The 19,888-nt window shown below is 74.4% G+C and carries 22 protein-coding genes; 11 read left to right on the top strand and 11 right to left on the bottom strand.

Going from position 1 to position 19,888, the window contains the following annotated elements; genetic code table 11:
- Window positions 1-102: 102 nt before the first annotated feature.
- Window positions 103-771: an NUDIX domain-containing protein gene (locus J2S41_RS09825; RefSeq protein ID WP_310365832.1), complete on the bottom strand. Its 669-nt coding sequence runs from the start codon at window positions 769-771 to the stop codon at window positions 103-105.
- 47 nt (window positions 772-818) lie between these two features.
- On the opposite strand from J2S41_RS09825, the gene J2S41_RS09820 reads away from it, so the two are divergent.
- The 3 genes from J2S41_RS09820 to J2S41_RS09810 are packed head-to-tail and all read left to right on the top strand — an operon-like array spanning window position 819 to window position 2,286.
- Complete coding sequence (locus J2S41_RS09820; protein WP_310365828.1) at window positions 819-1,574, top strand: DeoR/GlpR family DNA-binding transcription regulator; 756 nt, start codon at window positions 819-821, stop codon at window positions 1,572-1,574.
- Window positions 1,575-1,603: 29 nt separating this feature from the next.
- Window positions 1,604-1,894 (top strand): hypothetical protein, encoded by a 291-nt coding sequence (locus J2S41_RS09815; RefSeq protein ID WP_310365825.1) that lies wholly within the window; start codon window positions 1,604-1,606, stop codon window positions 1,892-1,894.
- 56 nt (window positions 1,895-1,950) lie between these two features.
- Window positions 1,951-2,286 carry an STAS domain-containing protein gene (locus J2S41_RS09810; protein ID WP_310365822.1) on the top strand — a complete coding sequence of 112 codons (336 nt, stop codon included), beginning with the start codon at window positions 1,951-1,953 and terminating at the stop codon, window positions 2,284-2,286.
- Here J2S41_RS09810 and J2S41_RS09805 read toward each other — a convergent pair.
- Both J2S41_RS09805 and J2S41_RS09800 read right to left on the bottom strand, forming a co-directional pair.
- Window positions 2,283-2,954, bottom strand: a complete 672-nt coding sequence (locus J2S41_RS09805) for a helix-turn-helix transcriptional regulator (RefSeq protein ID WP_310365820.1) — start codon at window positions 2,952-2,954, stop codon at window positions 2,283-2,285. The genes J2S41_RS09810 and J2S41_RS09805 overlap by 4 nt on opposite strands.
- Before the next feature lie 347 nt (window positions 2,955-3,301).
- A complete protein-coding gene (locus J2S41_RS09800; protein ID WP_310365817.1) occupies window positions 3,302-4,021 on the bottom strand; it encodes a pectate lyase in 720 nt (239 codons plus the stop codon).
- Window positions 4,022-4,209: 188 nt separating this feature from the next.
- Here J2S41_RS09800 and J2S41_RS09795 point away from each other — a divergent pair, with 188 nt between their 5' ends.
- From J2S41_RS09795 to J2S41_RS09785, 3 genes are all read left to right on the top strand, one after another.
- A complete protein-coding gene (locus tag J2S41_RS09795) occupies window positions 4,210-5,013 on the top strand; it encodes an NAD(P)H-binding protein (RefSeq protein ID WP_310365815.1) in 804 nt (267 codons plus the stop codon).
- 53 nt (window positions 5,014-5,066) lie between these two features.
- Entirely contained in the window at window positions 5,067-5,630 is a 564-nt protein-coding gene (locus J2S41_RS09790; protein ID WP_310365810.1) for a TIGR03086 family metal-binding protein, read from the top strand.
- Window positions 5,631-5,739: 109 nt separating this feature from the next.
- Window positions 5,740-6,534 (top strand): hypothetical protein, encoded by a 795-nt coding sequence (locus tag J2S41_RS09785; RefSeq protein WP_310365807.1) that lies wholly within the window; start codon window positions 5,740-5,742, stop codon window positions 6,532-6,534.
- Window positions 6,535-6,536: 2 nt separating this feature from the next.
- On the opposite strand, the gene J2S41_RS09780 is transcribed toward J2S41_RS09785, so the two are convergent.
- Entirely contained in the window at window positions 6,537-6,752 is a 216-nt protein-coding gene (locus J2S41_RS09780; RefSeq protein WP_310365805.1) for a hypothetical protein, read from the bottom strand.
- Window positions 6,753-6,891: 139 nt separating this feature from the next.
- On the opposite strand from J2S41_RS09780, the gene J2S41_RS09775 reads away from it, so the two are divergent.
- Window positions 6,892-7,278, top strand: coding sequence for a hypothetical protein (locus tag J2S41_RS09775; RefSeq protein WP_310365802.1), 387 nt, complete (start codon window positions 6,892-6,894; stop codon window positions 7,276-7,278).
- 8 nt (window positions 7,279-7,286) lie between these two features.
- On the opposite strand, the gene J2S41_RS09770 is transcribed toward J2S41_RS09775, so the two are convergent.
- From J2S41_RS09770 to J2S41_RS09760, 3 genes are all read right to left on the bottom strand, one after another.
- Window positions 7,287-8,183 (bottom strand): GNAT family N-acetyltransferase, encoded by an 897-nt coding sequence (locus tag J2S41_RS09770; RefSeq protein ID WP_310376338.1) that lies wholly within the window; start codon window positions 8,181-8,183, stop codon window positions 7,287-7,289.
- A gap of 262 nt (window positions 8,184-8,445) precedes the next feature.
- Window positions 8,446-8,610, bottom strand: coding sequence for a hypothetical protein (locus tag J2S41_RS09765; RefSeq protein WP_310365801.1), 165 nt, complete (start codon window positions 8,608-8,610; stop codon window positions 8,446-8,448).
- 38 nt (window positions 8,611-8,648) lie between these two features.
- The gene (locus tag J2S41_RS09760) at window positions 8,649-9,170 is read right to left on the bottom strand and encodes a sigma-70 family RNA polymerase sigma factor (RefSeq protein WP_310365800.1); all 522 of its coding nucleotides are present in this window, start codon (window positions 9,168-9,170) and stop codon (window positions 8,649-8,651) included.
- 135 nt (window positions 9,171-9,305) lie between these two features.
- Here J2S41_RS09760 and J2S41_RS09755 point away from each other — a divergent pair, with 135 nt between their 5' ends.
- The 4 genes from J2S41_RS09755 to J2S41_RS09740 are packed head-to-tail and all read left to right on the top strand — an operon-like array spanning window position 9,306 to window position 15,499.
- Window positions 9,306-10,412 (top strand): sensor histidine kinase, encoded by a 1,107-nt coding sequence (locus J2S41_RS09755; protein ID WP_310365798.1) that lies wholly within the window; start codon window positions 9,306-9,308, stop codon window positions 10,410-10,412.
- On the top strand, window positions 10,409-11,071 hold the full coding sequence (locus tag J2S41_RS09750) for a response regulator (RefSeq protein WP_310365796.1): 663 nt from the start codon (window positions 10,409-10,411) through the stop codon (window positions 11,069-11,071). Before J2S41_RS09755 ends, J2S41_RS09750 begins: the two co-directional genes overlap by 4 nt.
- A gap of 36 nt (window positions 11,072-11,107) precedes the next feature.
- Window positions 11,108-14,368 carry a hypothetical protein gene (locus tag J2S41_RS09745; protein WP_310365794.1) on the top strand — a complete coding sequence of 1,087 codons (3,261 nt, stop codon included), beginning with the start codon at window positions 11,108-11,110 and terminating at the stop codon, window positions 14,366-14,368.
- Window positions 14,369-14,389: 21 nt separating this feature from the next.
- On the top strand, window positions 14,390-15,499 hold the full coding sequence (locus tag J2S41_RS09740; RefSeq protein ID WP_310365792.1) for a geranylgeranyl reductase family protein: 1,110 nt from the start codon (window positions 14,390-14,392) through the stop codon (window positions 15,497-15,499).
- A gap of 3 nt (window positions 15,500-15,502) precedes the next feature.
- Here J2S41_RS09740 and J2S41_RS09735 read toward each other — a convergent pair whose 3' ends face one another.
- The 4 genes from J2S41_RS09735 to J2S41_RS09720 form a co-directional block, all read right to left on the bottom strand.
- Window positions 15,503-16,552 (bottom strand): spore photoproduct lyase family protein, encoded by a 1,050-nt coding sequence (locus J2S41_RS09735; RefSeq protein ID WP_310365790.1) that lies wholly within the window; start codon window positions 16,550-16,552, stop codon window positions 15,503-15,505.
- Between the two features lie 56 nt (window positions 16,553-16,608).
- The gene (locus J2S41_RS09730) at window positions 16,609-17,715 is read right to left on the bottom strand and encodes an AAA family ATPase (RefSeq protein ID WP_310365788.1); all 1,107 of its coding nucleotides are present in this window, start codon (window positions 17,713-17,715) and stop codon (window positions 16,609-16,611) included.
- Window positions 17,716-17,838: 123 nt separating this feature from the next.
- Window positions 17,839-18,318 carry a MarR family winged helix-turn-helix transcriptional regulator gene (locus J2S41_RS09725; RefSeq protein WP_310365784.1) on the bottom strand — a complete coding sequence of 160 codons (480 nt, stop codon included), beginning with the start codon at window positions 18,316-18,318 and terminating at the stop codon, window positions 17,839-17,841.
- A 165-nt stretch (window positions 18,319-18,483) separates the two neighbouring features.
- Window positions 18,484-19,386 (bottom strand): hypothetical protein, encoded by a 903-nt coding sequence (locus tag J2S41_RS09720; protein WP_310365781.1) that lies wholly within the window; start codon window positions 19,384-19,386, stop codon window positions 18,484-18,486.
- Between the last annotated feature and the right edge of the window lie 502 nt (window positions 19,387-19,888).

Genomic DNA, 19,888 nt, shown 5'->3' with positions numbered 1-19,888 from the left:
GGCGACCGGGCGCCGATCTGGACCGGGCGGGGGGTCGCGGCCCCGGGATGCGCGTGGAGATCCGCGTGACCGCCGTCGTCTGACCGGCACCACCCCGGGGCGCTACGAGAAGACGTGCAGCGCCGCCCACTGCAACAGCATGACGGTCTTCGCATCCGCGATCCGCCCGTCACCGATCATGGCGAGCGCCTCGGCGAACGGCAGTTCGACCACCGCGATGTCCTCGCCCTCGTCGGCGATGCCGCCACCGGCCCCGGTCCGATCCGACGGCCGGTACGGCGCCGCGTAGAAGTGCAGGCGCTCGGTCACCGAACCCGGGCTCATGTAGACGTCGAACACGTGGGTGAGCGCGCCGAGCGTGACCCCGAGTTCCTCCTCCGCCTCGCGCCGGATCGCGGCCTCGGGCTCGTCGTCGTCCAGCAGGCCGGCCGCGGCCTCCAGCAGCATCCCGTCCGGGTGGCCGTTGACGTACACCGGATACCGGAACTGACGCGCCAGCAGCACCGTGCCACGCGCCAGGTCGTACGGCAGAACCGTGGCCCCGTTCCCCCGGTCGTAGGTCTCCCGCCGCTCGCGCGTCCAGCGCCCGTCCGCATGCCGGTAGTCGAACGTGGTGCGGCGCAGCACGTGCCACCCGGAGGCGATCAGCTCCACGTCGCGGACCACCACGTCCGGATTGCCGGTCAGGTCGCGGCCGGCCCGGTCCAGCCCGGTGCGTCCGCGCTCGTCCGGCACATCGACACCAGGAATACGCACAATCACGGAACTCATGCCCGCTAGACTACGCAACAACATGCAACAACGGGAAGGATTTGCGCATGCTCGCCGCCCAGCGCCGCACGCTCCTGCTGGACCGCCTGGCGCGGGACCGGCGCGTCGTCGCCAAGGACATCGCCGCCGAGCTCGGCATCTCGGAGGACAGCATCCGCCGTGACCTGCGCGATCTGGCCGCCGCCGGGTTGTGCCAGCGGGTCTACGGCGGCGCGCTCCCGGCCTCCCCCGCGACCGCGGACTACGCCACTCGCGGCGCCGTGTCCGTGGACGGCAAGCGGCGCGTGGCGGCGAAGGCGGCGGAGCTGGTCAGGCCCGGCGCCACCGTGATCCTGGACGGCGGCACCACCGCGCTGGCGGTCGCGCACGCGCTGCCGGACGAGTTGCACGCGACCGTGGTGACGCACAGCCCGACCGTGGCCGCGGCGCTCGGTGAGCACCCGCACGTGGAGATCTACCTGCTCGGCGGCCGGGTGTTCAAGCACTCGATGGTGGCGTGCGGTGCCGCGGCCGTGGAGGCGGCCCAGTCCGTACACGCGGATCTGTTCCTGCTGGGTGTCACGGGCGTGCATCCGGAGGCGGGGCTGACCACCGGCGACGCGGACGAGGCGGCGATGAAGCGGGCACTGTCCCGGCGCGCCGCGGACACGATCGTGCTGGCCAGCGCCGAGAAGGTGGGGGCCGCGTCGCGGTTCGCGGTGCTGGCGCTGGACGCGGTGGCCGGGATCGTCACGGACGCGCCGGCCGGCGACGACACGGTACGGCGGCTCGGCGAGGCGGGCGTCCCCATCGTGCACGCGTAGCCGGGCGTCACCCGGGGTACCCGCGGGTCATGGCACGATACGCGGTGGCCGCCTCCGGGCAGGCGCGGGGCGGCGACGGCGCGCGGCAGCCGGCCGGGGACGCGCACGCCTGGCTGCCCGGCACCAACCAGACGCTGTGCGGCGTGCCGCTGGCCCGGGCCGGGCTGCGTCGCTTCCCACACGTACCATGGGAATATCGCTCATCCGACGTGCTCACCGACGCGGACGACGTGCGTCACCTGTGTGAACGCTGCCTCGCCGGCACGCGTCCGCGCGGTGCCCGCGGGCGCGGATGGGTGAGGGTGTCGCCCCGGCCGTGAGCTTTCCCGAGGTCGGGCGGGTAGGGTGAGGGCACAACCTACAGGACGGAGGAGTCATGAACTCCTTCCGCACCGAGTCTGACCTCGACTACCTACAGGTCGAGAGCGAACCGCCCAACCGCCTTGTCATCATCGGCGAGCTGGACCGCGACACCGTCCCCGTCCTGCAAGAGGCGCTCGCCGGGCTGTTCGACCTCACGCGCAAGGACTGCGGCGCGGAACTGGATCTGTCCGGCCTCACGTTCGTCGACGCCGCCGGCGTGCGGTGCCTGATGCGCTGCCAGCTCGCGGCCGAACAGGCCGGCACCACGCTCACGTTCCTCCGCCCGACGTCCCGGGTCAGCCAGGTGCTCGCCATGCTCGGCGTGAAGGACCTTCTGAACGTGCGCTAGGCCCGTCCGCACCGTTCCGGCGCCGGCCATCGACCGGCCCGGAACGCTCCCGGCGGCGCACCCATCAACCGCCGGAACTCGGCCGTCATGTGCGACTGGTCGTAGTAGCCGGCCAGCGCCGCCACCTCCGGCAACGGCACCTCCGGGTGGGCGAGCACGGTCCGTACCCGCTCGATCTGGGTGTACAGCCGCGGCGGCAGCCCGACCCCGGACGCGAACAGCCCACGCAGGTGCCGCTCGCTGACGTGCAGGCGCCGCGCGGCCCGATGCACCGGCTCCGGCCGCGCCCCGGTGATCAGCGCCGCCGCGTCCCGCAACAGCCGCGACCGGCCGTCCGGCCCCGGCGGCACGCTCGCCAGCAACTCCGCAAGATCAAGATCAAATTCCTTCAGCGGTACGGCGCGGTCGGTGATCGCTTGCGCCGGCAGTCCGAGGAGGTCCGGCGCACGCCCGGGGGCGAGCCGCATCCGCACGCATCCCGCGGGCGACCGCATGCCGTCCCAGTAGTGCGCGCGCGTCCGCGGCCCCATCACCACCACGTCCCCCGCGCCGGCCGCCCCGTCCGCCGGCCAGGCCAGCTCCACCCCGTGGTCCGGCTCCACCATGGCCGCACCCCCGTGCCACCGATGCGGCACCACCCTCGGCGGCCCCTCGAACCAGCTGCTCACCCCGCCACCGTAGGCCCTCCCCACGGCTTCCGCGCCCCCTGACCGCCGATCGTGCCGAAACCTCCAACGCGGCGGGCCCCGGTCACCGCCCGGAGGCCACCGGACTCCGCGGTCGGCGCCCAGCCCCTGGGGAACGACCCGGCCGCCACTGGAGCACCGCCATCCGGGTCGAGAGGCCCGCCGAGCCAGACGCTCCACATCGGCCGGCCGCCCCGCGCCATGCCGCACCGCCACCACCGCCACCCTCGCCCGGCGTGCGGAGGGCCGGCGGCCACCGGGCTCGGCACCGGGAGGTGGACGTGGGCCGGCCCCTCGGCATTCGCCGAGGGGCCGGGTTGTGACGGGGGTCAGGAGACGATGCAGGTGGTGCTGTTGGGGCCTTCGCCGACCTTGACCGGCTCGTCGCCGCTGTTGTTGCCGTTGTAGAGGTCGCAGACGCCGATGGAGCCGATGTTGAGGCCGGACAGCCGCGCCCGGTCGCCGTAGTTGACGTTGATGCCGACCAGGACGTCGCCGTCGGAGGCGGTGATGTTCTGCAGGGTCACCGAGCGGGCGGCCTGCGTGGAGCAGTTGCCGCAGGAGCGGTAGAGCTTGCCGAAGTCGTTGACCGAGAAGTTGCGGATGGTCACCGAGCCGCCGGCGCCGCGGTTGTCCTGGAAGACCTTGTCGGCGGCCTTCGCCGCGCTGCCGCCCTCGACCAGCACCGTGGCGTTGGTGCCGCGGAAGGTGGCGGCGTCCTCGCCGACGTCCTGCCAGGTGACGTTGCGGAGCGTGCAACTGCCGGCGCAGTGGATGCCGTCGGCGGCCGGGGCGCCCAGCACGACGTTGGTCAGGGTGGCGCCGGCGGCCAGGCGGAACAGCGGGTCCTGGTCCTCGTTCTGGCCGCCGCTGCCCAGCGGGCCGGTGCCGTAGTAGCGGTTTCCGTTGCCGTTGAACGTGCCGGACACCTCGATCGTCGCGGAGACCGGCACGTCGGCGTCGGCGGAGGCCACACCCGTCAGCGTGACGGAGCCGGCCATCGCCGCGACCAGTACGGCGGCGCCGAGGAGCATGCGTGGTGTTCTCATGGTCTCGACCTTTCGTCGTTACCCACTCTCTTCCGGTCAAGGTGGGGCACACACGGACCATATGCCGCACTCAGGCTTCGACCATCATGAATTTGTTTAAGGCAACTTTAATCGCTGCTTTGTTCAACGTGGAAAGCGTGCCGATCCGTCCTAGATGCCGCCGCACGGCGCGGAGCAGCATCGACGCCATGATTCTGGTAACCGGTGCCACCGGCACCATCGGACGTCCGGCGGTCGCCGGGCTGCTCGCGCGCGGGGTCCCGGTCCGCGCGATGACCCGCGATCCACGCCGGATCGCGCCCGCGGACGGACTCGAGGTGGTCGCCGCCGACCTCGACGACCCGGACTCGCTGCGCAAGGCCGCGACCGGCGCGGAGAAGATCCTGCTGATCACCGCGCCGCCGGAGCCGACCGCGCGCCACGACCTCGCCATGATCGGCGCCGCGGTCTCGGCGGGTGTCGCCTCGGTGGTGAAGCTGTCCGCGATCGGGACCGGCGAGCGGTACGCCGGCGGCGTCATCGGCGAGTGGCACCTGCGCGGCGAGGAGGCGCTGCGCGCCAGCGGCCTGTCCTGGACGATTCTCCGCCCGTCCGTGTTCGCCTCGAACGCGCTGTGGTGGGCACCCGCGATCCGGTCCGGCGCGCCGGTGCCGGACCCGGTCGACGGCGCCCGCCAGGGCGTGGTCGATCCGCGCGACGTCGCGGCCGTCGCGGTGGAGGCGCTGACCGGCACCGGCCACCACGAGGCCGTCCACCCGCTGACCGGCCCGGCGCCGATCAGCGTGGGCGAGCAGGCGCTGATCCTGGCCGACGTGCTGGGCCGCCCGGTCCGGGTGACCACCGCGCCACCGCCGGCCGCGGCCTGGGCGAGCGGCATCGCCTGGTCCCGCGACGGCCACAACGCCGTGGTGACCGATGACGTGGCGCGGCTGCTCGGCCGTCCGCCCACGACGTTCCGTGCCTGGGCGGAAGATCATCGGGACGCCTTCTGACCGGGCATTATGCCGACCACCGGCCGACAATGATCGTGACATAGCCTGCCGGCATGACGACTTCGGCGTTGCTCATGATCCCCGAGGCCATCGACCGGTTCGGCGCGCGGGTGCGCGGGGTGCCGGCGGACCGCTGGGACGATCCGACCCCGTGCACCGAGTGGACCGTCCGCGACCTCGTCAACCACCTGGTCGGGGAGCACCTGTGGGCGCCGCACATCCTGGCCGGCGAGCCGCTGGAGCAGGTCGGGAACCGGTACGACGGCGACGTGGTCGGCGCCGACCCGGTCGCCGCGTGGGAGCGGGCCGCGGCGCGCTCCCGGGCCCTGTGGCCCGCCGCGGACCCGGCCGGCCCGGTCCAGCTCTCGTTCGGGACGGTGCCGCTGCGGGATTACGCGGACCAGATGCTCGTCGACCTGACCGTCCACCAGTGGGACCTGGCGCGCGGATCCGGCCAGGACGAGACGCTCGACCCGGCCGCGGTCGCGTACGGCCTGGCGTACGCGCGGGCGAACGTGGAGCGGTTCATCGGCATGGGCGTCACCGCTCCCCCGGTGCCCACCACCAGCACCGACCCCACCGTGCAACTGATCTCCCTGTGCGGGCGCGAGGTCTGATCGGACCACCGCGGAACAGGCAGGAAGCCCTGCTGCCGCCCCGAACCGACCACGCCGGAAGAGGAATATGAGGTCCGTACTCCCGGTCCGGCGCTGATACCCTCGGCGGATGTCCTGGTCGGGCGCCGCCGAGGTGATCGGGTCGGGCTGCGACGCACTGGACTGGAGCCCGATCGGCTCCGCCGCCTCGCACTCGCAGCTCGCCGGCGTGGTCGCGGGCTTGGTGTTCGCCGCCATCATCGTGATCGTGGAGCGGCCGAGCGCGACCGCGCGCCCCACCGAGGCGCTCACCATGTTCCTCGCCGGGTTCTTCACGTTCGCGCTGGACAGCTTCCTGTTCGCGGTGATCGCCGGCGACCGCACGTGCGCGCGGGCCTGGACCGAGACGATGATCGGTGCGGGCCTGCTCGGCTACGGCGCGGTCAGCCTGTTCGTCGGGATCGCCTGGCTGCTGTACGAGCGGGGTCTCGGCGACACGGTCCCGTTCCGGGTCACCCGCGTGATCGTGTACGCCCTGGTGATCATCGAGGTCGCCCAGCTCAACGCGACCGCACGCGACTACCTGCGGGACATCCGCCCGGCCGGCGACGGCGCCTGGCTCGACGGGCTGCTCACCGTCGGCCTGGTGATCGGCCTCGCCGTCATCGCCGGTCACGCCGTGCTGGCCGCGCGCCTGTGCGGGTGGGCCCGCCGCAGCGTCGGCGTGTCCGCCTACGTCGCGATCGGCTACGCGCTGGCGTCCGCGCTCGCGTTCGGCCTGCTCACGGTGGTTCCCGCGAGCTACTGGTCCACCGAGGCGGACCCGGTCAGCTACGTCTCCGTCACCCTCGGCTCGATCGTCCTGCCGTCCTTCGTGGTCATCATCCAGCTGCTCGCGCTCCCGCACCGGAACACGGGTCCGTAGGTTCACCGCGGCCGAGGGCAGGTCGTCGGGAAGGCGCGGCCGAGGTCGCCGAGCACGTCGATGGTGAGCCGGGAGGCGATCGCCGCCTCGGCGGACAGGCGCTCCAGTTCCTCCGGCGGGTACGGCAGCGCGTCCAGGCGGGCGCGGTAGGCGTCCTGGTAGGCGCGCGGGTCCGTGCCGGAGTCCAGCGCGGCCGGCGCGTACCCCTCGGTGCTCACGCTGACGCCGGCCCGACACCTCAGGTTCGGACGGTGCCGGCCGCGATCACTCGGGCCGGCACCGCACCGGATCGGCGTAGGCCCCTCCCCTGAGCCGGCGCCGCCCTCACAATCCCACCACATTGGAGCGTTTCGCGCCGTGACCACCATCCGACACCTCCACCGCCCGGCCACGGCGCTGCTCGCGATCGCCGCGATCGTCGCGTCCGCACCGGTGCCGGCCGCCGCGGCCACCGGCGCCGGTCCCGTCGCCGTGCGCGCGTCCGCGGACACGAAGTGGGCGGTGCAGCCGTCGACCGAGCGCGGGCGGCTCACCGCGACCGTCTCCGTGGTGCCGTCCACACCGGACACACCGCTCGGGCCGGTCACGCCCGGCACCTCGCTGTGGGCGCCGCCGTGGGTGCTGATCGGGCTGCTGGCGGTGCTGCCGGGCCGGCTCGCGTACCGCCTGATCAGGGTCTTCCGGGCGCGCCGTGGGGCGGTCGGGCCGCCGGCCCCGGCCGGGGGGACCGCGGCGGCGGCCTGACCGCACACTCAGCCGGGCCAGACCATGTCGAGCTGCCGCTCGAAGACGCGGTAGCCGGCGCGCGCGAACGCGGCGGCCATCGGCGCGTTGCCCACGTCGGTGGCGGCGCGCACGTGCGGCACGCGCTGCTCCATCAGCAGGCGCGTACCCTCCGCGAGCAGGTCGTCGACCAGGCGCCGGCCGCGCAGCTCCGGCACCACGCCGATATACGCGATGACCGGGTTGTAGCCGTTGTGGGCGGGCAGCACGAATCCGGCGGGCGTGCCGTCCGGCAGCACGCCGACCCGCCACCACTCGCGCGGGCTGGGGTAGCGCAGCAGTTCCTCGTGGTATTGGGCGCGGGCGGCCTCCCCGGCGGAGCGCCGGGTCAGCTCGTCGCGGCCGTGCGCGTCCAGCGTGCCGTCCAGCACGCGGGTCATCAGCGCGATCAGCTCGTCCGCGTCGCGCGGCTCACGGAACGCGAGCCGGCCGGCCGGCGCGGGCAGCGGCGCGGTGCCGGGCCGGTGCAGGCGCAGCCGCTCCACGAACAGCCGGCCGCCGAGCGTCTCGATCGCGCGCATGCGCAGCGTGGTCGGCCCGGGTTCGTCGCGCCAGTCCGGTGCGACGAACCGCGTGTACTCCGGCCGGGTGCGGACGGTGGCCAGGGCGCGCTCCAGCACCCGTACCCCGTCATCGAGATCGTGGTCCGCGGCGACATCGAAGATGTCGATGACCAGCGGGTCCGCGTCGCCGGGCCGGGACCAGAAGCCGGCGCGCGCGACCAGGCGGCCGGCGCGCAGCCCCATCCACAGCCAGCGGTCGTGCCGCCGCCCCTCGGCGAGGTCCTTCGCGATCTGGTCGTTCAGCTGGTACGGCAGGGTGTTGAACAGGTCGATCTCGGTCGGCCCGGAGATCGGGCGAATCATGAGCGTCACGGCTCTCCTGTGAGAGTGAGTGCCCGTGCGTCACCCCGCGGAGAGTCCCCGGGAGGGCACGGGCGAACCGGTCATCCGAAACATCGCCGCCCTCCTTCCCACTCGCGATCGAATCCTCATCGTGCACACCCGCGCCGGCCCGCGCAACCGATTACGCACCCGCCGCCGTGCGGGCGAGCGTCACGGCCGGCCAGGAGGATTCCTGGCCGCGGTGCCGCCGTTGCCGGCGCGGTGGCGGAGACCGGCCGAGCGGTCAGGCCGGTTCGGGGACGGCGCCGGGGTCGCCGCCCGGGTCGTCCGGGGTCGGCTCGATCGGGGCCGGTGGCAGCGTGTCCGGCGTGTCCGGGAGCAGTTCGCCGGGGTCGTCCGGGACCGGCTCGTTCGGGTCGATCAGCGGGAACGGTTCGGGGTGTGTCATGCCCCCCAATGCCCGGTATGTCGCGCCGGGAAACCGGGTCAGCCGTCGAGGTAACCGCGCCGGATCAGCGCCGCCCGCAACGACTTCAGCGCGTAGAACGTGCGCGACTTGACGGTGCCCTCCGGGATGCCGAGCGCGCCGGCCAACTCGGCCACGGTCCGGCCCTCGAAGTACGTACTCACGATGATCTTCCGGTAGCTGTCGGAGAGCGACGCGAGCGCGGCCCGCACCTCCAGCCGGTCTATCATGCGCGGCGCCTCGTCCTCCGCGCGCGCGATGCGGCCCTCGAGGTGCTCGTCCGCGACCGCGATCGTCCGCGCGCGGGCCGACCGCAGGTGGTCGATCGCGATCCGGCGGGCCACGGTGATCAGCCACGCCCTGTTCCACGTGCCGCACTCGTTGCGCGCCTCCGGGTGCTGCCACGCCCGGATCGCGGTCTCCTGCAACACGTCCGCGGCCAGGTGGGCGTCGCCGCCGGTCACCCGCGTCAGTGTGGCCAGCAGCACCGCGCCGTGCTCCCGATAGAGGTCTTCGAGGCCGTCCGAGATCCCCGCCCGCATCATCCGAACCTACGAACAGCCGTGCGCACGCGTCGTCACCCGAGAGCGGCAAATGTACATACCCCTCTGGGGGTAGGCCGCAGTCCGTCCCGGGAGAGACGCGGACGGTGACCCGCACACGATAGCGTCGGTGAGGTGCGCAGACTGTTCGACCCGGTGCTGACCGACGTGCTCCTGGCCACCGCACTGACCGGGTTGACCACCATCAGCCTCGTCACCCAGAGTGAGGGCCCGCCGCACTGGCTGGCGTCCACGCTGGGGTTCCTCTCCGCGGCGCCGGTGGCGTTCCGGCAGTGGGCTCCGTTCGGCACGCTGGTGGTCATCGTGAGCGCACTCGGGCTCTACGGGCTGCTCGGCTTCGGCGCCTGGCCGAACTCGGGGCTGGGCATGGTGATCGGGCTGTTCACGGTCGCGACGCTGCGCTCGCGCGCCGCGGCCGCGGCCGGATTCGTGCTGACGCTGCTGGTCGCCACGATCGCGTACCGGACGTTCCCGGTGCCGCTGACCGTGCCGGAGATCCTGCAGTACGTGCTGGTGATGGCCGTGACCTGGGCGGTCGGCGACGGCACCCGGCGGTGGGCGCTGCGGGCGGAGCGGGCGGCCGCGAAGACCGCGGAGGCGGTGGTCGAGGAGCGGGTGCGGATCGCGCGGGAGATGCACGACATCGTCACGCACCACATGTCGGTGATCTCGTTACAGGCCGGCGTGGCCGCGTACGTGCTGGACACCGACCCGCCCACCGCGAAGGTCGCGATCTCCACGGTGGGCGCGGCCAGCCGCGAGGCGCTGACCGAGATGCGCCGCCTGCTGGACGTGCTGCGCATCGACCACGGCGAGGAGTCGCTGCGCCCGCAGCCCGGCCTCGCCGACCTGGAGGAACTGGCCGCGCGCATCCGGTCGGCCGGGCTCGCGGTGGACATCTCCGTCACCGGGCGGGTGCGGCCGCTGCCGGCCGGGCCGGACCTGTGCGCGTACCGGGTGGTGCAGGAATCGTTGACGAACGTGCTGCAGCACGCCGGGCCCGCGGCCGCGCGGGTCGAGGTCGACTACGGCGAGCTGACGCTCACCGTGACGATCACCGACGACGGTACGAAGACGCACGAGCCGGTGCCGTCGCCGGACTCGCACGGCATCCGCGGCATGCGGGAGCGCGCGGCGCTCTACGGCGGCGTGCTCACCGCCGGCCGTCATGAGAGCGGTTTCCGAGTCCTGTTACGACTCCCGATCGAGGAGAGCGCATGACCGTCCGGCTGCTGGTCGTCGATGATCAGGCGCTGATCCGCGCCGGTCTGATCGCGCTGTTCACGGCCGCGCCCGGGATCGAGGTGGTCGGCGAGGCGGCGGACGGCGCCCAGGCGATCGCGATGGCCGCCCAGACGCGACCGGACGTGGTGATGATGGACATCCGCATGCCGCACATGGACGGCATCGCGGCCACCCGCGCGATCCTGGCCGCCGAGCCCCGCCCGCACGTGGTCGCGCTGACCACGTTCGACCTGGACGAGTACGTCTACGCCGCGCTCAGCGCCGGCGCGTCCGGGTTCCTGCTGAAGGACACGCCGCCCGAGCGGATCATCGCGGCCGTGCACACCATCGTCTCCGGCGACCTGCTGATGGCGCCGCGCATCACGCAGCGGCTGATCGAGGCGTACGCGGACCGGCACCGCTCCCCCGCCGCCACCGCGCCCGCGCTGGACGGCCTGACCGCGCGCGAGACCGAGGTGTTGCGCCTGGTCGCGAACGGCCTGTCCAACCTGCAGATCGCCGAGCGCCTGGTGCTCAGCGAGGCCACGGTGAAGACGCACGTCAAGCGCCTGATGGGCAAGCTCGGCCTGGCCAGCCGCGCCCAGGCGGTGGTGGTCGCGTACGAGAGCGGGCTGGTGGCGCCGCGCGGACGCTGACATTATTCGCGTCGTCGCGAGACGCGCGCGGGCACAATGATCGGCGTGCTCACCGCCACCCGCAACCTGCTCACGTCGCTGGAACCGCTGCCGTACCGGGAGCGGATGAGGACGCTCGCCCGGTGGGCGCGCACCGCGCCGGACCGCGCCGACGTCTGCGCCGACCTGCGGGAGCAGGGCCCGTACGAGCGGCGGCTCGCGCTGCACGCCGCGCTGGTGGCCCGGGACCGCGACGGGATCGCGGCCGCGGCGCACGACCCGATGCCGTCGATCAGGGCGTCCGCGCTCGGCGCCGCGGTGCGCGCCGGGGTCGCGGCGGGTGAGCACGCGGACCGGCCGCAGGCCGACCGGCGGCGAATCCACCGCGCGCTGCGCCGGCACCCGCGGCCGGAGACGGCGGACGCGCTGATCGCCGAGATCCGGGCCCGGTTCGGCGACCACGAGGCCGCCGCGCTGCTGCCGGCCTGCGGCCCGGACACGGTGCGGGCGCTGCTGCCCGAGCTGGAGCACGCGATCCGGCCGGTCCGGCTGGTCCGCCGGCACCCCGGCCCGCTGCTGGACCGGGTGCGTGAGCGCCTCGGCGCGGCCACCGCCGAGGAACGGGTCACGATCTGGGCCGACGCCGCCCCGGCCGTCCTCCGCTGCGACCCGGCCGACGCGCTCGACCTGCTGGAACGCTACCCGCCCGGTGAGGCGCTGCCCGGCCCGCTCACCGCGTACGGGGTGCTCGCGGCGCACGCGCCGGACCGGGTCGCCGCGCTGCTCACCGCGCCCGCCCGCGCCGGCTGGCTGCACCGCACCACGCTGCCGCCCGGCCTGCTGCGCCGCCTCGCGCCGCTGCCCACGGACGTGCTCGCGGCGATCGGCGCCCGGATCCGCGACAACGCGATCGCGCTGGCCGCGCTGCTCGACGCGGTCCCGCCCCGCCGGCGCGGCCCGCTCTACGACCGGATCATGGCGGACGTGGACACGGCCACGGCCGTCCCGGCACCCGCCGTGATGGAGGTGCTGCCGGAGCCGGTACGCGTCCGCGAGGCGACCCGCGTGCTCACCCTGCCGCGCATCCGTGAGCAGGAGCAGCTGGCCGACACGTGGAGCGCCTACCTGGCCTGGCCGGATGCGCGCGCCGCGCTGGACGTGACGCTTCGCTCCGGCGACGCGGACGAGCGGGCGCGCGGGTACGCGCTGCTGGTCACGGCCGCCCGCCGGTCCCGCGACCCGCGCGCGGTCGCCGACGTCCTCGCCCGGCTCGGCCGGCTGCGCAACGAGCAGGACCCGGTCCGCGCGTCCGCGCTCGCCGCGCTCCGGGCGATGGCGCCGCTGCTCACGGCCGGCACCGCGGACGCGCTCACGCGGCTCACCACGGACGCGGCCGAGGCCCGGGACGCCTCCGCCGCCACCACGACCGCGCTGTCCGGCCTGGCCGCGGACGTGCTGCGGCACCACGTGGACGAGCCGTCGCTGCGCGAGTGGGCGCTGTTCACCATCGACCTGATGAGCGGCAGCGCGACCGTACCGGTGCTGCGCCGCTTCGACTCCGTGCTGCGCCGCGGCCAGGAGGCGATGGTCTTCGCCCGGCTGCGCGGCTGGGTGGAGAACGGCGTCGCCCGCGCCCGCTACGGCCCGCTGTTCGCGCTCACCCACGCGCTCGGCCGCCGCGCTCGCCACGTACCGGAGCTGCAGGAACTGCTGGGCCGCGCGACCGGTCCGGACACGCTGCCGTCGGTGGCGCGGACCGCGATCTCCCTGTGGCTGGACGACCCGCGCACGCGCGCCGCCCGGGTCGCCGCGGTGCTGGACGCGGACGGGTCCGCGGTGACGCTGCACGAGGTCTGGTCGACGATCTGCGTGTCCCGGACCGACCTGCTCGACCGCGTCCTGCACGCCCCGATCGCCGGCCGGTTCGTGGAGCGGGGCACCCGCTGGGTGCCCCGCTGGGCCGTGCGGCCCGAGCGCTGGCTGCCGCGCCAGCAGGCCCGGTTCGTGGAGCTGAGCGCGCTGGTCGCGGCGGACGCCGGCCAGGGCGTGCAGGCGCGCGCGGCGGCGGTCCGGGCCGCGGCCGCGATCCCCGGCGCGGGCCGTGACCTGGTGCTGCGCTACGTCGACGATCCGGAGGTGGCGATCGCGGAGGCGGCGCTGGGCGCGCTGGCCGGGACGGACCGGCCGGACGAGGCGCTGCCGGTGCTGCTGCGGTACGCCGGCGGCGACCGCGCGCGGGTCGCGCTCTACGCGGCGGGTCGCGCGGCCCGGTACGTACCCCCGCCGGTGCTGGCGGACGTGCTCGGCCCGGTGCTGGCCGGCCCCGCGAAGGTGACCAGCCGGAAGGAGGCGGTCCGGCTGCTGGCCCGGTTCGGCCCGCCGGACGCGATGGCGACGCTGCTCGACCTCTACACCCGCCCGGACCAGCACCGGGACGTGCGCGCCGCGATCGTGTCCGCGGCCCGGCAGGGGCTGGGGTCCGAGGCGAGTTGGACGATCCTGCGCGCCGCGGTCGGCGGCAGCCGGGAGGAGCGGCGCGCGGTGCTCGGCGCCTACCCGTACGCGATCGCGGAACGGCACCGCGCGCGCTACGGCGCGTTCCTCCTGGACGCGGCCCGCGCCGACGACGCAGAGGTGCGGCGGGCGGCCTTCGCGCGACTGGCCACCTGGTCGCCGTGGCTCACCGGCGCCGCGGACCTGATCGTGGACCGGCTCACCGACACCGGGGAGTCGCTGACCCACCTCGAGGCGGCCGGCCTGCTGCGGGCCGGCGGCGACGCCGTGCTCGGCACCGCGCTGGAGCGGCTGATCGCCCGCGACGCCGCCGACGACCGCCCGGGCGACCCGCTGGAGGACCGACCGGCACGCCGCCGCGTCCAGGTGCTGGCGGCCGGCGCGTCCGCCCGGTCCCGTACGCTGCCGCCGGACGCGGACCGGAGCGCGCTGACCGGTGCGGCCCGGTGGCTGGCCGCGCGCGCCGGCTTCACCGGGACCGGCGTCGTGCTGCTGGTGGATCTCGGCCGGCTGGACAACCTGGACGAGGTCGCGGGGCTGTGCGCGGGCCGGCCGGTGCTCGCGGCGCACATCGCGGACCAGGTCGGCAGGCGCATGCGCGGCCTGCGCGACTGGTCCGACCCGGAGGCGGTGGCGCGGCTCGCCCGGCGCGGCGACGTCACCGGCGGGCTGTTCGCGGTGCGGCTGGTGCAGCACGGCGCCGGCTTCGGCTGGACCGGGACGTGGCGGACGCTGCTGCTCGAGCTGCGCGCGCACCCGGACCCGGACGTGCGCGAGGCGGCGTACGGCATCGACATGAGCTGACGTCTGGTCCACCATGGCCGGATGGGGTACGACGTGGTGGTGATCGGGGCGGGCCCGGCCGGCGCCGCCGCCGCGCTGGCCGCCCGCCGGGCCGGCGCGGACGTGCTGCTGGTCGACCGCGCGGACTTCCCGCGCGACAAGCCGTGCGGCGACGGCATCACCGCGCACGCGCTCGACGTGCTCGCCGCGCTCGGCGTGCCGGACGCGGCGGCCGGGTTCGCGCCGGTCCCGGCGCTGCGCCTGCGCTCGCCGCACGGCCGGGAGGCCGCGGGGCCGCTGGCCCGGCCGTCGTTCACGGTGCCGCGCGAGGTCTTCGACGCCCGCCTGGTCGACGCCGCGATCGCCGCGGGCGCTCGGTTCCGCCGGCACACGGTGCGCCGCATCGCGCCCGGGGAGCACGTGGAGATCGAGGGCATCGGCACCGCGCGGACCGTGATCGGCGCGGACGGCGCCGGGTCGGTGGTCCGCCGCGCGCTCGGCCACCCGCCGAACCCGGACCGGCACCTCGCGATCGCGGTCCGCGGCTACGCGCCCCACCGCGGGCCGGCCGAGCAGCTGATCGTCACGTCCGCGTCCGGGTGGCCCGCCTACGCCTGGTCGTTCCCGATCGGTGACGGCCGGGCGAACGTCGGCTACGGCGAGGTGCTGCGCGGCACGCCGGTCACCCGCGAGCACCTGCGCGCCCGGATGGCCGCGCTGCTGCCCGGGCTGGACCCGGGCGCGGTGACCGGGCTGCGCGGCCACCACCTGCCGCTGTCCACCCGCCGTCCGCCGCCCGGCCGCGGCCCGGTGCTGCTGGCCGGCGACGCGCTGTCCCTGATCAACCCGTTCACCGGCGAGGGCATCTTCTACGCGGTGCTCTCCGGCGCGCTCGCCGGTGCGGCCGCGGCGGCCGGGCCACCCGGGCAGGCGGCCCGGCGATACGCCCGCCGGCTGCGCGAGCGGCTGGGCCGGCACCTGCGGCACAGCACCACCGCGGCGTGGCTGGCCCGGCGCGCGTGGATCGCGGACGCCGCGGTCGGCGCCTCGCACGCGGACCGGCGCGTCTTCCAGGCGATGATCTCCCTCGGCCTGGACGACGGCCTGCTCGACGCGCGCACCGCGCTGCGCATCGCCCGGCACGTGCGCTGACGGTCAGAAGGCGTAACGGACCCGGCAGTACGGCGTGCGCGCCGCGATCAGGTCGACCAGCGACGCCACGTACCGGCCCTTGGCCCCGGTGCGGTACCGGACGTTCCAGAACCCGTTCTCCGAGCGCTTGCCCTGCTGCAGGTCCGGCCGCCAGATCAGCTCCTCCGCCTTCGGGTGCCAGCCGAGGTTGACCTGGTGCAGGTCCCGGTTGTGGGTGAGGAAGATGACCTCGGCGGCCAGCTGTGCCTTCGCGGCCGGGCCGATGCCGGCGTCGAGCTGGTCGAGCAGACCGGCCCAGTCCTCCAGCCAGCCGTCGCGGACCACGACCGGGCTGAAGTTGACGTGCACCTCGTACCCGGCGGCCACGAAGTCGTCGATCGCGGCGATCCGCTCCGCGACCGGTGAGGTGCGGATGTCCAGGACCTTCGCGTCGGCGGGCGGCATCAGCGAGAACCGGATCCGGGTGCGGCCCCGCGGCTCCCAGCCGAGCAGGTCCCGGTTGACGTACTTGGTGGCGAACGAGGCCTTGGCGTTCGGCAGCGTGCCGAAGAGCGAGACCAGGTCGCGGACGTTGTCGCTGATCAGCGCGTCGACGCCGCAGTCGGAGTTCTCACCGATGTCGTAGACCCAGGCCTCGGGGTCGCACTCGTTCGGCGCGGGCTTCACGCCCTGCCGGCCGGCATGCCGCCGTACGTACCCCATGATCTTGTCGATGTTCGTGAAGACCGTGATCGGGTTGCTGTACCCCTTGTGCCGCGGCACGTAGCAGTAGGCGCAGGCCATCGCGCAGCCGTTGGCCGTGGACGGCGCGATGAAGTCGGCGGAGCGGCCGTTCGGGCGCGCGGTCAGCGACTTCTTCACGCCCAGCACCAGCGCCTCCCGCTTGATCCGCACCCACCGGTTGACGTTGGTCTCGTCGCCGTACAGCTCCGGGATGCGGTGGTGGGCGGCCACCTCCACCAGCTCCGCGTCCGGGAAGCGGGCGAGCACCTCCCGGCCCCGCGGCAGCTGCGCGGCGGCCGGCTCGACGTAGATGCGGCGGATGTCCAGCATCGGATCAGCCCCCGTCCCGGCCGCGCTCGTCGTGCGTACCCCTCGAAAGGATCTTATTAGCGCGTGGGCCACTTCCAGGCGGGTCCCTCGAATCGGCCCAGTCCCGCCACCCGGGTCTCGCCCTCCTCCTTGACCAGCTCGATCGTGTGCGCGTCCGCGTCGAGCGCGGCGGTGAGCGCGGCCGAGTGCGTGACCACCACGACCTGGCCGCGGGCGGCCGCGGTGGCGATCAGGCCGGCCAGCGGCCCGAGCAGATCCGGGTGCAGGCTGGTCTCCGGCTCGTTGAGCACCAGCAGCTCCGGCGGGCGCGGCGTGAGCAGCGCGGCGGCCCAGAGCAGATAGCGCAGCGTGCCGTCGGAGAGCTCCGCGGCGCCGAGCGGGCGCTCCAGGCCGGGCTGGCGCAGCGCGAGCCGCATGACGCCGTCCTCCTCGTCGACGGCGATCTCGATCCGGCTGCCCGGGAAGCCCGCGTCGATCGCCGCGTCCAGCGCGTCGTGGTCGCCGATCTCGACGATGGTGCGCAGCGCGGCGGCCAGGTCCGCGCCGTCGTGGCCGAGGATCGGCGTGCGGGTGCCGATCGTGGCGCGGCGGGCCGGCGCGTCCGCGTCCGTGCGCAGGTGATCGTAGAAGCGCCAGCGGCGGATCCGCTCGCGGAGCTTGATCAGCGGCGCGTCCGCGTACTCACTGAGCATGCTGTCGAACGGCGACACCGCCTCCAGCGCCGGCTCCAGGCGGCCGCGGCCGTTCCGGATCGAGATCAGCGGGCCGTCCCGGTCGGCGAGCAGCATGGACGGGCGCAGCAGCGGCCCGGACCAGAGCGCCTCGCGCTTGATCTCCGGGTCGTTCCCGAACTTCGACGTGCGGCTCGGCGGCGGCAGGCCGAGGTCGATCGCGTAGCCGTAATCGTCGCCGGAGAAGCCGAGCCGGATCGCGACCGGGCCCGATCTCGCCGGTGGCCCGGCCCAGCGCGTGCGCGCCAGGCCGCCCTCGCGGGCCAGCGCGGCGACCGTACCGTTACGCGCGGCCCCGGCCAGCAGGCGCAGCGCGCGGTAAAGACTGGACTTCCCGCTCCCGTTCGCGCCGGTCACGACCGTGAGCGGCCCGAGTTCCACGGTGAGGTCGCGTAACGATCGGTAACCCTCGATCGCCAATGTGCGGATCATTCCGGTGATTCTGCCTCATGGCCGAGACGGACCATGGGCGCGATCTAGGGCGGTCCGCCCTAGATCGATCCCCCCATTCGACTTCGCCGGGCTGCCACCCGACGGTGAAACACGTGCGTTACGTCAGGCCGCCGCGACCGGCCGGCGGGCCAGCAGATGCAGCGCGTTCAGGAACTGTTCACGGTCGTCCTCGTCGAGCGACGCGAGCGTCTCCTCCTCGGCCGCCTCCAGCCCGGCGGAGAGCTCGGTCAGCACGGCCCGGCCCGCGTCCGTGATCACCAGGCGGCGCACGCGACGGTCGGCGGCGGACAGGTGCCGCTGCAGCATGCCGGCCCGCTCCAGGTCGTCGATGCGGTCGGTGACCACGGTCCGGTGGATGCCGAGCCGGTTCGCCAGCGAGATCTGCGTGCCGTAGTCACCGGCGGAGACGGCGGCCAGGATCTCGTAGCCGTGCTGCCCACCCGGGGCGGTGGCCAGAACCGCGTCCGCGCGGGCCAGGTAGTCCCGCAGCACGGTGCGCAGCGCCCAGCCGAGACCGGCTGAGGAGGGCGGCGGTACGTGCCGTGCGGGGGCGGGTCGGGGGGTGAGCGATATTCGCTGCACGGTCGATTCCTCCTCGTACGAAAGTGCCGGGCTTTCTGCAATTAGGCCCGCGCGGGGTTGACGACCTGTTGACGAGTGATAGGCGCCGAGGGTTCGATCCGTGTCGCATATAAAGCAGAAAAGCCCGGGACGCTATTCGTGGCGTCCCGGGCTCATTACTGATAGTCACTTCTCGTCGTCGACGACCTCGTCGTCCTCGTCGTCCGGCGCGGCGTGCCGCTGCGCCTGCGCCTGCTGGGCCTGGGCCTGCTGGGCCTGGGCCTGCTGGGCCGGCGGGTTCTGCTGGGCCTGGGCGGCGGCGTGGGCCTGCGCCGCGGCCTGCGCCTGGGCGGCCTGGACCGCGCGCTGCGCCTGCGCGGGAATCGCGGCCGGCGCCACGTCCGCCTCCTCGTCGTAGTCCGCCTCGTCCGCGAGCTCGCCGACGACCTGCGGCTGGTCGACCCAGAGCGCGCGGAGCTGACCCTGCATGAACGAGGTCAGCCGCGACCGGTACTCCCGATCGAACTGCTCCAGCGCCTCGATCTGGTCCTGCAGCGACTCCCGCTTCGCGCCGAGGCTGCCGACCACGTCGTCGAACCGGCGCTGCGCCTGCTGACGCGTGTGCTCCGCGTTCTGCTCCGCGTGCTGCTCGATCGTCTTGGCCTGCGCGCGGGCGTCCGCGACGATCTTCTCGGCCATCCGGTGCGCGTCGTCGACGCGGGTCTGCGACTCGCGGGTGAGACGCTCGGCCGCGGCCCGCGCCTCCGCGACCGCCTTCTCGGCCTCACGGCGCACCTGCTCCGCGTGCCGCTCCGCCGCCTCCGCGATCTGCTGGGCCGCCGCGGCCGCCTCCGCGCGGATCTTCTCCGCCTGGGCCTGGGCGCCCGTGATGTGCGCCTCGGCGGTGCGCTGGGCCATGGTCAGGACCTGGAGCGCCTGGCCGGGCATGGGGGGACCACCGGCCGGACCGCCGAGGGCCTGTGCTGCCAGAGCCGGCATGACCTCGGGGTGCTCCGAGGTCGTGCTGTCCGGCATGGCGTTGCCGTTGAACATCACCTTGACACGATCCTTCATCCGATTGTCAGCCACGATTGACTCCGTACGTGTGGGCTTCATACGCGCGGCTTCGTGCCGACGAGACGCCGGTGGGACGGGCTTGAACCGCGGCATGTTACCAAGCCCCGGAGCCGGAACGCGAGGGTCGCTCCGGCCGATTCCACCGGCGTCGCACCATCGATGACCTCGGCCGATCAACCCCGATGTCCCCCTCCCGGCCTGGTCACCTCCCGCCGCTCCCGCGGCCGCGGATCCGAGGCCGGTCGATTCCCATCACCCGCGCGTCAACCCCCCGCGTGTTCAGTGACGTCCCGTGTCTTCCATCGTGGATCTCGTGGTGCTCGCCGAGCGCACCCACGCCGAACATCTGCTCCGCCTCAACGAGACCGCACCCGCCCACGTCCGCACCGCCCTCGGCATGACGACCGGCCGCCTCCCCGTGGCCGCCACCGTCGCGATGCGTCATGACCCGACGGACGGCCACTGGCGGCGCGCGGTCGGCCTCGGCCTGGACCGGCCGGTGACCGGGGCCGCG

The organism is Catenuloplanes atrovinosus (assembly GCF_031458235.1).
Lineage (GTDB): Bacteria > Actinomycetota > Actinomycetes > Mycobacteriales > Micromonosporaceae > Catenuloplanes > Catenuloplanes atrovinosus.
Note: the sequence above shows the minus strand (reverse complement) of the source record. Positions and strands in the feature narration are given on the sequence as shown.